The sequence below is a fragment of the Xenococcus sp. PCC 7305 genome, assembly GCF_000332055.1.
Classification (GTDB): domain Bacteria; phylum Cyanobacteriota; class Cyanobacteriia; order Cyanobacteriales; family Xenococcaceae; genus Xenococcus.
In genome coordinates this window covers 39,879-54,786 of sequence record NZ_ALVZ01000232.1, presented here as the reverse complement: position 1 = coordinate 54,786, position 14,908 = coordinate 39,879, and the positions used below count along the sequence as shown (strand labels likewise).

Genomic DNA, 14,908 nt, shown 5'->3' with positions numbered 1-14,908 from the left:
TAAGTTAAATTATCGTCTAGTTTTTAAACGGCGTCCATATTGAGGACTGAAGTTTTGAAATAAAGTTATAGAGGCCTCAAACACTGTTCCCCATTCCCCATTCCCTATTCCCTGTTCCCGAAACAATGACAAAGGCTACAGGTTTCAAACTAGACGTGGTTTAGCTTTAAGCTACCGAATGCATTTTTTTGGCTAATTGTTCATATACAGTAATGCACTAAATTTTACTATACGCAAAATAAATTTATTATGTATACGGCAACTGACGAAACCTTGGATCAGTCAATTTTAGGAACTGATAATGATGATACTCTGCTTGGTGGTGTAGGGAACGACACTATTGTTGGGAACCGTGGCAACGATCTAAAAATTGGTGGGGAAGGCAATGATCTTCTAATTTGGAACAATGGTGATGGCAGCGACATCATGGAAGGTGATGCTGGTTATGATACGACTCAAGTTAATGGCGCAGTAGATAATGGTGACAATTTTGAGTTAAGAGCTAATGGCGATCGCGCTGAGTTTGAACGTCTCAATTTAGGTAATTTCGTCTTAGATGTCGATAACGTTGAACAGTTTGAAATTAATGGTGGTGGTGGAGATGATACCCTGACTGTTAAGGATTTAACTGGTACTGATGTTCAAAAAGTATTTTTTAATGGTGGTGAAGGCAATGACTTTCTTGATGCTAGCCTTAGCAATGTAGAAATTATTGCTAATGGTGAAGCGGGAAATGATTTTCTCTCGGGAAGTAGTGTTCCTGCAATTATTGATAATCTTGATGGGGGAATAGGAGACGACACTATTATTGGTAATCGCGGTGACGACATCAAAATTGGTGGCGAAGGAAATGATCGTCTAATTTGGAATAATGGTGACGGTAGCGATATCATGGAAGGTGATGCTGGTTATGATGTCACTGAAGTTAATGGCGCCGTCGATAATGGTGATGATTTTGAGCTCAGAGCTAATGGCGAACGCACTGAGTTTGAACGTCTCAACTTAGGCAATTTTGTCTTAGATGTCGATAATGTTGAACGTTTTGAAATTAATGGTGGTGGTGGTGATGACACCCTTACTATTAAGGATTTGACTGGTACTGATGTTGCAGAGGTTGTATTTACTGGAGATCTTGGGAATGACATTCTTGATGCAAGCCAGACTAATGTTCAGGTGACAGCCTTGGGTGGAGATGGTAATGATAGCTTAACTGGCGGTTCTGGCAATGATTTCCTGGATGGGGGAGATGGCAATGATACTTTGATTGGTGGGACTGGCGCTGATACCTTTGTTGTTGGGGCTAATGGGATCAACACTATTGCTGATTTTAATTTCTCTGAAGGGGACAAAATCCAAATCTCAACTTTTGAATTGGGGATTTCCTCTTTTTCCCTTGAGCAAATTAGTTATGACCTCAATGATCAGACTTTATATTATGGTGACACTGGATTGGCCACTTTTTCTAACTCATTAGAAGGATATAATGCTGCCGATTATATAGAACTAGTTTAATATCTAGTAAGCCTGAAGACTAGTTGTAAGTTCTACAGACTAGCCTTCGGGAATATATTATATTGCTGAAATGCTCCCTCTACCTTCAGTTAGCAAAGCTCATCACACGGCTTGAGGTTGAGGCTGAGGCTTAAATTGGAAGAGAGAATAAACGACATTACGACGGATATCAATCATCATTTCCAAAAACATTTCATAGCCTTCTTGTTTATATTCAATTAGAGGGTCTTTCTGACCATAACCACGCAAACCAATGGATTCTTTTAAAGCATCCATGGCCTGCAAATGCTCTCGCCAGAGAGTGTCAATTTGTTGCAAGATGAAGAACCGTTCTGCTTGGCGCATCAAACCAGGCTGATTACTGTCAACTTGATTTTCTTTGATGTCATAGGCTTTGCGAACTTCTTCTTTGAGGAAAGTTTTCATTTCATTAACCGTCATATCCTCAAGATGCTCCGGTTTAACATCTGCTAGAAGATAGATAAACTCCTGGGATTTCGCGACCATTTTGTCCAACTGCCACTCTTCAGGGGGCAGTTCAGGATTGACATAAGCATCAACGATTTCTTCCATCGTTTTTTCTGCATATTCAATCACCTGTTCCTTGAGATCCAATCCTTCAAGTACGCGACGACGTTCGGCATAAATAGCACGACGTTGATTGTTCATCACCTCGTCATATTCAAATACCTGTTTGCGGCTGTCATAATAAAAAGTTTCTACTTTTTTCTGAGCGCCTTCTAGAGAGTTAGTAAGCATTTTCGATTCGATAGGCATATCGTCTTCGACACGCATCATTTCCATCAACTTGCCAACGCGATCGCCCCCAAAAATCCGCAGCAGATTATCATCTAAACTGAGGAAAAATCTGGTGGAACCAGGGTCACCCTGTCTGCCAGCTCGACCACGCAATTGATTATCCACACGGCGCGATTCATGACGTTCTGTCCCAATCACATGGAGACCGCCCTTCGCGATTACTTCCTCATGTTCTCGGTCAGTAAACTCATCATATTCAGCGCGAATTACCTTATAAACTTCCCGCAATTGTTCAATTACCGGATCTTCAGCGGGAGAATTCTCTGCTGCGATCGCAATTTTTTCTTCCGCATCCAATTCGCTCAAACTTTGCTCACCATATTCTTTGACAGCAAACTTAACCGCGTCGGTTAGCATTTTGATAGTTTTGTCCGAAAGTTCAGTCGGAAAAATATCAGCAGAAGCGCGCCAGGTTTTCTTCTTCGGTGCTCCCTCACCAAAACCCTGAGGTGCTTTTTTCTTTTTAGTCAGTTGGGGAACATTGGCCATGAGCTCATCATCTTCAGGAATGACAATTTTGGGCATAAGATATTCGCGTATTTTTAAGCGCGCCATGTAATCAGAGTTGCCACCCAAGATAATATCGGTTCCACGACCTGCCATATTTGTCGCAATAGTGACCGAGCCTTGGCGTCCAGCTTGCGCTACGATTTCCGATTCTCTTTCCACATTTTCTGGACGAGCATTGAGCAGATTATGGGGAATTTTTTTCTTAGCCAACAAAGAAGCGAGCAATTCAGACTTCTCGACGCTAGTTGTTCCCACCAACACAGGACGACCCATTTCATGATTTTGGGAACAATCGTCAGCCACAGCTTGCCATTTGCCAATTTCTTTCTTGTAGACTACATCAGCCAAATCATCTCTTCTTGAGGGTAGATTAGTGGGGATGATCGTTACTTGCAGATTATATACTTTCTCAAATTCAGTTTCTTCAGTTTTCGCAGTACCAGTCATTCCTGCCAGTTTGGGATACAAGAGGAAGAAGTTTTGGTAAGTGATGCTAGCTAAAGTTTGAGTTTCTTTTTGGATTTGAACGCCTTCTTTGGCTTCGATCGCCTGATGCAGACCATCACTCCAGCGCCGACCAACCATCACCCGTCCGGTAAACTCATCAACAATGACAATTTCACCGTTACGAACTAGGTAATTAACGTCCTTAGTAAAGAGCTCCTTCGCTTTAAGAGCATTAGAAATATAATGGGCCCAAGGATCTTCTGGGTCATAGAGATCTTTAACTTTTAGCAATTGTTCCGCTCTAGCAAAACCTTGGTCAGTCATGAGAACATTGCGAGCTTTCTCATCTACTTCATAATCCCCATCTCCTTCCTCTTCTTCTGTGCCTTCATTTTCCTGCTTCTCTAGCATCGCGGCAATTTCTGCGGCGCGAACATATTTTTCCGAAGGACGCTCTACTTGTCCTGAAATAATTAACGGGGTGCGAGCTTCATCGACCAAAACTGAGTCAACTTCGTCAATCACACAATAGCTGAAGGGCCTTTGTACAACCTCTTCGATCGAAGTCGCCATGTTATCCCTTAGATAATCAAAACCTAATTCACTGTTAGTGGTATAGGTAATATCGCAATCATAATTTTTTCTTCTTTCAACAGGATTCATCCCTGCTTGAATTAGTCCTACCGTCAAACCGAGAAAACGGTGAATTTGCCCCATCCATTCCGCGTCTCTACGGGCCAGATAATCGTTGACTGTTACGACATGAACCCCCTTGCCTGTGAGGCCATTAAGATATGCGGGTAAAGTACAAACCAGGGTTTTACCTTCTCCTGTTTTCATCTCCGCTATTTGCCCTTTGTGGAGTACGATACCCCCAAGAATCTGGACATCATAATGACGCATTCCCAAAACCCTAATCCCAGCTTCTCTCACTACAGCAAAAGCTTCAGGAAGAATGTCTTCTAATATATCGTCCAATTCTTCTTCATTTTTAGCTTTTTTTAGTAGCTCCCTAAACTCAGTAGTTTTTGCCCTAAGCTCATCATCTGATAATTTTTGAATATCTTCCTCTAGAAGATTAACTTCTGTGACTAGAGGTTGAAATTTTTTGAGTTTTCTGGCGTTGGGATCACCCAGCAGTTTTTTAAACATAGTAACTGTATTTGATAGTTGGGGTTTACTTTTTAGTATTTAGGGTTGGGGATTGAGGGTTGAGGCAAATCTTTTGATTTTGAGCCTAACCTCTTGCGACTACATTAAAACTGTCATTAAAATAGACAATTTTTTTTAACTTATTGTTGATTGTTGATCTATAAGAACTGATTTTTTATCGGAGTTGTGCCCAATCTTAGCGCGCCTCGGCAATTTGCTTAAACACACAAGCACACGCACAAAACCAGGAGCTGATTAATAATACTCAACAATTGTTAATAATTTTACCATTTTGCCTATCAAGAAGAAGCCAACTAGGAAGTAGGAAGTCGAAAAACCCAAATTTTCAATTAGGATAGTGAGGCAATTAGACTGGAATTATTCAAGCTCAAAGAAATATCACTGATGGCATTAGCGATTCCATATCCTATAGATTCCTGGTTGACAGAACATATCTCTATCTTATTGCTATTACAACATCCGTTGATTAGTGTCGTAGGATTTGTAATTACTTTAGTTTTGTTTGCCAGGTTATTAGTTGCGATCGCAACTTTGATAGATCGCCTATGGTTATGGATTTTGAGGTTGCCAATCAACTTATTCCAATCTATTTTTGCCCCTAGGGAAAAGACCAAAGAAACTATTGCACCAACCATTAATTATGAGCTATCAACCAATCTTGAAACATCGGAGCAAATCTTACAAAAATTAAACGCGATTGAGCAGCAACAAAAAAGAATTCTACAAGATCTCGCTACTCTCAAAAAGAATTCTCAATCTAGTCAAGCTAAAAAAACCAAGTTAATAAAACAAATTAAAGGTCAAACTTAACAAGCTATTCCTTAAAGTCAAAATAAGCCTCATTCAAATCTAAATTAGTATTATTTTCCACTTTAGCAATCAATTCCAATTTCTCAGTAGAACCGGAATAAATTTCTGAATCGCTGCCATTAATAGCAATTAGATAATCACTTGGGCTGCCATGTAAAATTATTTTATCTTCACTGGTAAAATCCTTGATAATTGCCAAATCCGATTCAGCATTTTGCTGATAAAATACCGTATCCTCGTTGCCCAATTGGAAAGAATCTTTCCCTGCTCCACCAGTCCAGACATCCTGATTATTTGAACTCGGCTCAATAAGATCGTTGTTTCCTACCAAGACATCATCATTGCCTTCTCCATCGAGAGTATCATTGCCATTACCACCCAATAGAGTATCATTTTGTCTGCCTCCGCGGATCGTATCATCATCATGACCGCCAGCCATAATGTCTTTGCCATTGCCACCGACTAAAGAGTCATTCCCCTCCCCGCCAAAAATACGATTACGACCATTAATTCCGGAAATAGTGTCATCTCCCAATCCCCCATAGAGAGAGTCATCTCCCGCCATCCCTACGATCACATCTTGGCCTTGATTGCCATAGATTGTATCGTTGCCTTCAGACCCAAAAATGCGATCGTCCCCTTGATTGCCATAGGCAAGATTAGATTCAGAAGTTGCAGTGGCAAATAACTTTACTTCTGTAGTTTTGACATATATTGTGTCATTACCATTTCCCCCTTGGATAACATCAAATCCTGACTCTCCGACAAGAAGATCATCCCCCTTTTGTCCCAAAATGGTATCATTTCCCGATCCGCCAAAGATGGTGTCATTCCCTTGCAAGCCTTCTAGAAGATTGTCTTCGCTATTCCCCTGCAACAGATCTGCGTTCAATGTGCCGACTATTTTCATAAAGATTAAAAAAATCGATAAACCGACTTGTCATGCCAGACAAACAAGCCATAAAACTTTATTTTTTATTTTCAATTATCTCAAACAAAAATAATTATGCTGATGAAGATTAGAATAAATTTTTATGTCAAAAGAATATACAGATATCGCATTACAATTTAGCTAAGTATTTATGAGCTATCAAATTATAATTCCTTAATAGAATTTAAACTATGTACTACTTGCTCATAGATCGCTTCTAATGGCATGGGCGATGACTCAACTAGAATATCTTGATTTTCAGTTGGTGCTAGATTGAGAATATCATCTACTAGAGAGATGAGATTTTTTGTGCTGTCATTAATAATATCAAAATATTTTTTCTCTTCTTCATTCGCAATATCTGCAACCTCTTCTTTTGGCAATTCCTCAGTACTATTGACAGATTTTATCGAAACTTTTAGTTCCTCGGTAATTTGAGTCAATAACTCAATTTTTATTAGACTATCGGCATCAGTACTAATAGATTCCAATTTTTTCAAACACCATTGAGCTGTCAAAGCAAGAAAATCCAAGTCTTGAGAATAAAACTTTTGAGATTCCCTATTCTCAGCTTTTTCCTCATAAATTCCAGTTGTTTTAGCTATTGGGTTCGACTCTGCCGAAGAATTTTGAGCTAAATGAAGACCACATTCCTGCTTTCTCCCATTAAAACGAGTATCCCTCTCATGATTATCATCGGCAGTTAGAGGACGACTAGAATGCCAATCACCGACTGTAACATAACCAAGATCAAAATAGGGATGATAAGGCAAATTATGAGTTGTTAGATATTGATATATATCCTTTGAATGCCAATTTAAAATAGGATGAATCTTATAGATATCTCCATGCTTCGCAAATTTGCCCAATGTTTGGCGATGTTGTGTTTGATTACTACGTAAACCTGCCAACCAACCCTTAACATCGAGCTCTTTTAGCGCGCGTTGCATTGGTTCAACTTTGCGAATATAGTCATAACGATTGAGAGCTTCTACATCGTCCCGTTCCCAAAGCTTTCCATATAAAGCCTCCATTCGGGACTGAGACATATGTGACTGATAGACCTTGAGGTTTAAATTTAATCTTTGAGTTAATTCCTCGGCAAATTGATAGGTTGCTTTGGGGAAATAACCTGTATCAATCCAGACAACAGGAATATTTGGTATTAATCTGGTCACCAAATGTAACATAACGGCAGATTGAATCCCAAAACTGGTAGTCATAATCAGATGACCACGAAAAACGCTATCGCTCCATTTAACTAACTTTATAGCTTCAGAATCATCTAATTTTTGATTAATTAAGCTTGAATTAAGTTTTGAGTTTTCTCTGGAGGCACTAATCATATTGTTTCAATAAAATCGGATTATGAGTATAGAAACTTTTAATTAATACCGAACTTATCTAAAATCCATTCTATAGTTACAGAATACTAATGGCCTGATTCTAACCAAGGTTTCGGATAGTGTCGATAGCATCAAAATAATAGCTTTAAAATCTATTCAACATCTATTGTGCATTTTAGATTCCATGGAACATAATCTTCGAAAAACCCTGTTTAACGAGCAAGAACGCGGGCTTTAATCATTGTGACCTTCTGAATCAATTTTCGGTAATTGTAAAATATAGCGATAGCCCGATTCAGATGCTCCTTGAACAATTACTTTGCCCTGATGAAGTTCCGTTAGGTGACAGCAAAATAGCAACCCTAGAACGTCGCGGGAAATCTTATCCTGGTTGGTGTGCTGTTTCTTTTCACTATTAATGACTTCCATGAGAGCTGATGCGGTTAAAACCCGATTTCCCAATAAAACATCACTCATCCCAGAACTAAGACTATCTTCCCCTTGAACATCTGCCATTGCTAAGGCTTTAGTAACCGATTGAGAATAAAATTCTACCTGTGGCAATCCATCTCCCAACCAAGGGTGAGAAAGCCAAACAGCAATATTCAGAGCTCGATTGCGTCGAGAAACATGAATTCTGACTTCCCCACCAGATTCCGACATTTCTAAAACACTTATTATCAGATAATATAGAGCTTGTTTGACTTTATCCTTATCTAAAGACCAAATACGGTTTCCTGGTTCTACGGACAAGCGAATATTCTGTTGATGTTGTTTTGCGGTATCCCCCAAGCCATTAATGACTTGCTGACAAAGCATTTCTAGATCAACGGAGGATGCAACTATTTTAGCTTCTTGATTGCCCAAAACTCCTAAATTAACAATCTCATCTACCAGTGAGATCAAATTTTGACCACTATTATGAATAATTTCAAGGTATTCTCTTTGCTTAGTTGTTAAAGGACCATACACTTCCCTTCTTAATACACTAGCCATACCGATCACAGAAGTTAGTGGAGTTCTCAACTCCTGGGTAAGTTGAGCCAGCAATTTAACCTTTATTAGATTAGTAGAATCAACATTATTAGATGAACCATCAGAAAGATTAGAGCCCCCCCCATTGATCTCCACACCAGTTTCCCACTCTGGCTGCTGAATAACATTTAAAGCTACTTTATTCTGGTTTTCTGGATGATTTTGCTTTTGTTGAGATTTAAGAGCATAATCCCGTTCAAATTCTCTTAAGCACCACCGAGCGGTTAAAGCCAAGAAGTCTATATCTTTCGAGCTAAACTGCCGCGATTCTACATCCATGACTTCTAATGTTCCGATACATAGACCTTCAGAACTAATCAAAGGAACTCCAAGATAGGCTCTTACTCCATAATGTTGCGTTAGATTGCTTCTGGCAAAAACTCCATTACTAATAGTGTTTTCAATCACTAAGGGTTGCTCACTATCAATAACATAGGTACTAAAAGACTCTTCCAAGCTAATTTTTCGATAGGAAGCTAATTGATTCATCAAACCAATTGTCGATAAACCAAATGCGGACTTGAACCACAGCTCTTGTTCTACGGCTAACCCAAGAATGCAGATGGGAGCTTCCGTAAAATTCGAAGCTGTTTGCGTTGCTTCCTCAAAAACAGGCACAGCCTCCGATTTTAATAAACCCAAACGGTTCAACGCCATACACCTTCTTTGGGCTCTAGCGGTCGGAGTAATACCATCTAAACGACAAAAGAGTCGGTTTCCTGGTTTGTTCATTTTGGGGACTTTGATCCCTAAATCTACTGCTTGCACTTGTATCACTGATTCATCATCGGGGTTAGGGGATTCTGCTTTGGGAGCGTAGGTTGACGAATGATTCTCTTCTAAGTAGATTAAATTAAAATGTACATTAAAATTAAATTCGTTTATGTAAATTTAAAGAGAACTATAATTAAAGTCTCCCTTAGCTTGTTATAACTAAAGTTCCCGAAAAAACCTTCAAACGAACATTCCCAGTATAGATTACCCAAAATGATATTCGATAAAAGTCTCAGACTATCTTTATATGTAATGATTTTTAATTTTTTATTTAGGTTAGAATCAAAAAATAATATGTAATTCAAAAGCATATTGACTTTGTCTGTTAAAAGCTAAGTTTTAAGGCATTTACCGGAACCTCATCCCAGGATTTGACAGTACGCAGTTTAGCAGTCCAGCCTTCTTTGTTTTGCTCTGATGTCAGGTTGTTTTGCCAGTGGAGATGACATTCTCGTGCTACCTCTTCGTTACAGCAAGCAATACAAGAATAAACAATTCCACAAGAGTCGATTTGTTCATTTACCCAAATAGTCATTTTCAAGGATTCCTTTTGATATTTAATTAACTTACCTTGAGATAATTTTATCTGCAATGGAATCGAGGAAACTATTAACTAATTTTTCTTCTAGATTTGGGTCAGTAATTGAACAATTTGGTCTCCATCCAAAGCCAGAATGGTGTTCCCTTGAGGATTACTTTTTTCCCCCATTAAACATAAAGATAGTTTTGAGGTCGTTTCCTTGATGGCGCTATGATGAATTTGCCCTTTTTTACATAGAACTAACTGTCCAACCTGACGAACTGCTAATCCCAAAATTTTATTTTGTTTTTTAATTAGAAGTACATTGTGGGAATTATAGTAATTCTGTTTATACAATGGTTCTAATTCCAGTAACAAAGCTAAATCGACAACCCAAAGTACATCTCCTCGATGGTTATAAACTCCCATTATAGAGGGTAAAAGATCAAATATAGGGACTATTTGGCTAGGATCGATTTTGATGATTTCTCCCAAATCCTCTGTCGGCAGCATGGCCTGCAACTGAGCAGTCAGAGAAAAACTAAGAAATTGAGATATAGTGGGTTTTGCCTGCATGGGAAATACGGATTAAACTTTTAAAAGCTACCCAGAAAAATCTCCTGAGAAGTTGGTTTCAACAGCTTCGAGTTTTAATAAAATCTTTGGCTTCAGTTGTTCTAATTCTCCTTTAAGGATTTCTTTCGAAGCTTGAGGATATCCTGATGTCTTGCTTGATTTACCGATACCTGCCCATTTTTCAAGCATATTAGCATTTTGAGGATCAATATTCGATGTGCTGACATGTTGACACCGCTCGGGGTGATCAAGAGCGAAAAAAAGAATGCGATAAGAACCCAGGCTAGCTAGAGCACGACTTAACTGTTGGCCCTTATGGGATTTGAGGTCTAGATAGCACGGGAGCCAACGCGGACCATGTTTTTTAGTATAGAGCAGTGTGATCCATAACAACATGGGATGGGGATAATTTAAAAACAGGAATTGATTATAGCGAATGCTAGACATTCGATTAACGATATCTGTTTTATCAAGCATGACCGAGAGTACAGGAATTTCTCCTAAAGGAGACTGCAGTACCTGGGCAAAAACTATCTTCTTAACTGGTTTGTCTTTTGGCCAAGCATGTTGTAGACAAATTTCAGTCAGAGAAGGTGTCCCTTTAACAGTTTGCTCTTGACCTGAGTTTACTTTTTGAGTTGATGGTGGATTTTCAACCTGGGAAGATTGTGTTGTGGCAGGAACCTTAGGTGTTTGGTTTAATTCTTCTAACTCTTGTAAAATGTTTCTAATGCTTTGGGGTCTATCTTCCTTTGCTTTTGCCAGGCAAGCCATCACTAAGTTTTGCAGAGCGTTGGGAAGACCTAAATGAGATTTAAAGGGTTCTGGTTGAAATTCATTGTGAGCTTGATACCAACCACCAAAAGAAGAGTTTTGGGGCATTACTGGCATATCTGTAGTCAGCATTTCATACATCATAATCCCTAAACTATAGATATCAGAACGATTATCTAATTGTTGGCCTTTCATTTGCTCAGGAGAACAATAGGCTAGGGTTCCCATAAAAGATTGAGTTTGAGAGGCATTAGCTAAAATTAACTTGGCAATGCCAAAATCAAGAATCTTAGCTAATTCTCCTACCGTAGGATCTTGAATTACAATAATATTACTTGGTTTAATATCTCGATGGATGATCCGACAAAGTTCACCACTAAAGGGAATTCCTTGATGCGCTGATTCTAGGCCCAAACATATGTGACGAGTTAAGATTAAAAATCTGGATAAAGAAAGAGGCTGATAACGAATAATATCACTGAGACTTTCCCCAGAAAGATATTCCATAACGTAGAAAGGAATATTGTTCTCATCTACTCCATAATCTTTCACCCTGACAACATGATTGCTTTTTTCTCCTAGTAATGCGGAAATTGTGGCTTCTTTTTCAAAGCGATCTCGCATATTTTGGTTAAGTAGAGCCTGGGATAAAAACTTAATTGCGACGACTACACCTCCCAGTACAGTGTCCTTGGCACGATAAACACGCCCCATTGCGCCTTCACCGACTAATTCGGCAAGCTGATAGCGATTGGCGAGTAAACGACCATAACTAGGATCTCTATTCATACTCATATCTGGGACGTTAAATTAGATGCTTAAAGTAGCTTCCATAATACTATTGAGGTTGTGACGGTCCAAAACCACGCTAGTCAGAGCATAAGTATTATCACTAATACGAGAGAAAGTGTCAAAACCAGTGTGATGCTGATTTTCAGCAACAATCCAGTAATATTGAACGATAGATTGGGAACCAATCCAACCTTCCCCTTCTATATTGCCCAAAAGACTATGTTGTAGAACATAAGTATAAGATTTTCTCTCCATATCCAAATGACCTCTAGATTTGAATATTATTTTAGGTTTACCTTGGTCCTCAAATGATAGTTCGCTCACAATTTTGAACCAGTTGTCTTCTTTCCAAGTAATATTCATAAAGCCTTGAACGGCTAAAGGCAACTGGTTTTGTGCGGAGAAATTACCCTGAAAATTCCAGGTTCCGGGTCTTAGTAAAAAGCTATGAGTCACAAAATTAGTGCCGCTGCGCGGAGGTAATTAGTAATAGTCAATTAAAGGGGCAGGTGAATTTCTCCCAATAACATTGGCTTTTTAGCTCCTGTAACTTGGGTTAAATTTCCCGGGATTGAACAATGAAAACGCCAATAAGCTAGAATCGCAAAGGCGATCGCTTCTTTGTAATCTCCATCAAGTCCCACCTCATCTGTTGTGAATATCCTTGTCGATGTTAACTCAGCTTGTAAGCGTTGTCTCAGATACAAATTCCTGCTGCCCCCACCACAAAGTAAAATTTCTTCGGGCATTTGTGGACAAAAGTTTTGATAACTATGAATAATTGAGGCCACTGTCAGTTCACTTAAAGTAGCTAACCAGTCGGCCTGACTAAGTTCTTCTTGTTGGGCATCCTGCCAACATTCTGCTAGATATGCTGGTCCAAACAATTCTCGGCCAGTGGATTTGGGAGGAGCTTGTTGAAAAAAATTATTTTCTAGCCACTGATCAACTAATTTAAAATTAGGAGTACCTTGGGCTGCCCATTGACCATTATGATCATAGGCTTTACTACCATTAGTCAGCTGTTGAACTGCTAAATCTAACAATACATTACCCGGCCCGGTGTCCCAACCCGAAACTTCTTGCTCCCATTCTAACTTGTTATTTGGTGGTATTAAGGTGACGTTGCCAATCCCTCCCAGATTTTGGACTGCTCTATACTTATGGGGATGGGAAAGTAAATAGGCATCTACTTTGGGGACTAAGGGTGCACCTTGTCCTCCTGCGGCAATATCAGCTGCGCGAAAATTGCTTACAGTGGGGAGCCCGGTCGCATTGGCAATCACGGCCCCTCTTCCTAGTTGCACACTGTAGCCTATATGTATCTTATGCTGATTTTCCTGCTTCGCTATCGCACTAATTGGTGGTTGATGATAAACCGTCTGACCGTGAGAACCAATCAATTCAGCTTTGCTTGAGTTGTTTTGAATATCTTGGGCTGCTAAAGCAAACTGATTTGCGATCGCATCATCTAATTGAGTTAGTTTCTCAACAGATAAAGCTTTTCCGCCACAAACTTCCAGTATTTCGGTTCTTAAACCTAAAGGGTAGTCAATAGTTGTTCCTGCCAGCAAATTTACTTGTAGATCGAGTTTTGTTCCAGTGATTTCGACTAAGGCTACATCTATCCCGTCTACAGAAGTACCACTCATTAAGCCAATGACTTTCATATCTACTTAGTTTGTCAATAAATCCATCTTTGACCAAATACTAGTTCAGAATATCGGCAGTGTCAGGTGAATTTGCCAGTTCGGCCAATCTTTCTTGTTGATCTTGAGAGATACAAGACTCAATAATATTGTCAATATCCCCTTCTAAAGAATTTGCAAGAGCAAAATTTTTCCCCAATCGATGATCAGTAATGCGATTATCCTTATAGTTGTAGGTTCGGATTTTTTCGGAGCGTGCTCCCGTTCCCACTTGAGATCTTCTCATCGAAGTTACTGCTTCTTGTTGCTCTGCTAGCTTAATTTCATATAATTTAGCCCGTAAAATCTGCATTGCTCGTTCGCGGTTTTGCAATTGCGATCTCTCTTCGGTACAAAAAATACGAATTCCCGTTGGTTTATGGATCAAATCGACAGCGGTTTCTACCTTATTGACATTTTGTCCTCCCGCACCGCCAGAACGAGCAGTTTTCATTTCAATATCTTTAGGATCTATTTTAACTGCTACATCATCAACTTCTGGCATAATTGCCACGGTGGCCGTCGAAGTGTGAACTCTTCCCCCTGCCTCAGTTAAAGGAACCCTTTGTACCCGATGTACCCCCGCCTCAAATTTTAATTTGCTGTAAACAGATTGCCCCTGAATTTCTAAGATCGCTTCTTTGAATCCTCCCATATCCGCCAGAGATTCACTTAGGAGTTTAACTGTCCAGTTTTGTGTTTCAGCATATCTTGAGTACATTCGCACTAGGTCACCCGCCCAAATACTAGCCTCATCTCCCCCAGTTCCAGCTCTAATTTCTAACATAATATTTTTGTCATCATTAGGATCTTTCGGCAACAGTAAAACCTTGAGCTGTGTTTCTAATTGGGGTATTTTTTCCTCCAGTTCAGCAATCTCCAGAGCTGCCATTTCCTTCATTTCAGGATCGCTGGCAGCTTCTTTAAAAATCTCTTTAACTTCTGCCAACTCTTCTGTAGATTGCTTCCATTGCTCATAGGTATTAACAGTTTCTTCTAGGGAAGAACGAGCTTTAGCAACTTTTTGCAATTCTTCGGGATTGGTCGCAATATCAGGATCTCCTAGGCGACGAGTTAATTCCTCAAAAGTTTGCTCGACAGATTTAAGTTTTTCTAATAAATAAGTTTCAGCCATTGTTCGATTACCCGTAAATATACAAAGAACCCAGCAACCATAAAACTGGCTACTGGGTCGATAAAT

General features: G+C 39.4%; 11 protein-coding genes and 1 pseudogene. 2 read left to right on the top strand and 10 right to left on the bottom strand.

The window, feature by feature from the left end:
* Positions 1 to 249 precede the first annotated feature (249 nt).
* Positions 250 to 1,512, top strand: coding sequence for a calcium-binding protein (locus XEN7305_RS24955; RefSeq protein ID WP_006512330.1), 1,263 nt, complete (start codon positions 250 to 252; stop codon positions 1,510 to 1,512).
* A gap of 102 nt (positions 1,513 to 1,614) precedes the next feature.
* Here XEN7305_RS24955 and secA read toward each other — a convergent pair whose 3' ends face one another.
* Positions 1,615 to 4,440, bottom strand: a complete 2,826-nt coding sequence (gene secA / locus XEN7305_RS24950) for a preprotein translocase subunit SecA (RefSeq protein WP_006512329.1) — start codon at positions 4,438 to 4,440, stop codon at positions 1,615 to 1,617.
* A gap of 405 nt (positions 4,441 to 4,845) precedes the next feature.
* Here secA and XEN7305_RS24945 point away from each other — a divergent pair, with 405 nt between their 5' ends.
* Complete coding sequence (locus tag XEN7305_RS24945; RefSeq protein WP_006512328.1) at positions 4,846 to 5,271, top strand: hypothetical protein; 426 nt, start codon at positions 4,846 to 4,848, stop codon at positions 5,269 to 5,271.
* Between the two features lie 4 nt (positions 5,272 to 5,275).
* Here the strand turns inward: XEN7305_RS24945 and XEN7305_RS27125 are convergent, their stop codons facing one another.
* The 9 genes and pseudogenes from XEN7305_RS27125 to prfA all read right to left on the bottom strand — a co-directional run bounded on the left by XEN7305_RS27125 (position 5,276) and on the right by prfA (position 14,842).
* Positions 5,276 to 6,181, bottom strand: coding sequence for a calcium-binding protein (locus XEN7305_RS27125; protein WP_006512327.1), 906 nt, complete (start codon positions 6,179 to 6,181; stop codon positions 5,276 to 5,278).
* Positions 6,182 to 6,825: 644 nt separating this feature from the next.
* Positions 6,826 to 7,548: pseudogene (locus tag XEN7305_RS30450) on the bottom strand (phosphoadenylyl-sulfate reductase); the annotation flags it as partial.
* Positions 7,549 to 7,782: 234 nt separating this feature from the next.
* A complete protein-coding gene (locus tag XEN7305_RS24930) occupies positions 7,783 to 9,360 on the bottom strand; it encodes a GAF domain-containing sensor histidine kinase (protein ID WP_006512325.1) in 1,578 nt (525 codons plus the stop codon).
* 322 nt (positions 9,361 to 9,682) lie between these two features.
* Entirely contained in the window at positions 9,683 to 9,892 is a 210-nt protein-coding gene (locus tag XEN7305_RS24925; RefSeq protein WP_006512324.1) for a hypothetical protein, read from the bottom strand.
* Positions 9,893 to 9,982: 90 nt separating this feature from the next.
* A complete protein-coding gene (locus tag XEN7305_RS27120) occupies positions 9,983 to 10,453 on the bottom strand; it encodes a chemotaxis protein CheW (RefSeq protein ID WP_006512323.1) in 471 nt (156 codons plus the stop codon).
* A gap of 27 nt (positions 10,454 to 10,480) precedes the next feature.
* The gene (locus XEN7305_RS24915; RefSeq protein ID WP_144053363.1) at positions 10,481 to 12,016 is read right to left on the bottom strand and encodes a serine/threonine-protein kinase; all 1,536 of its coding nucleotides are present in this window, start codon (positions 12,014 to 12,016) and stop codon (positions 10,481 to 10,483) included.
* A gap of 21 nt (positions 12,017 to 12,037) precedes the next feature.
* The gene (locus tag XEN7305_RS24910) at positions 12,038 to 12,475 is read right to left on the bottom strand and encodes a hypothetical protein (RefSeq protein WP_006512321.1); all 438 of its coding nucleotides are present in this window, start codon (positions 12,473 to 12,475) and stop codon (positions 12,038 to 12,040) included.
* Between the two features lie 41 nt (positions 12,476 to 12,516).
* On the bottom strand, positions 12,517 to 13,689 hold the full coding sequence (locus tag XEN7305_RS24905; protein ID WP_006512320.1) for an anhydro-N-acetylmuramic acid kinase: 1,173 nt from the start codon (positions 13,687 to 13,689) through the stop codon (positions 12,517 to 12,519).
* A 40-nt stretch (positions 13,690 to 13,729) separates the two neighbouring features.
* The gene (prfA, locus tag XEN7305_RS24900) at positions 13,730 to 14,842 is read right to left on the bottom strand and encodes a peptide chain release factor 1 (protein WP_006512319.1); all 1,113 of its coding nucleotides are present in this window, start codon (positions 14,840 to 14,842) and stop codon (positions 13,730 to 13,732) included.
* Between the last annotated feature and the right edge of the window lie 66 nt (positions 14,843 to 14,908).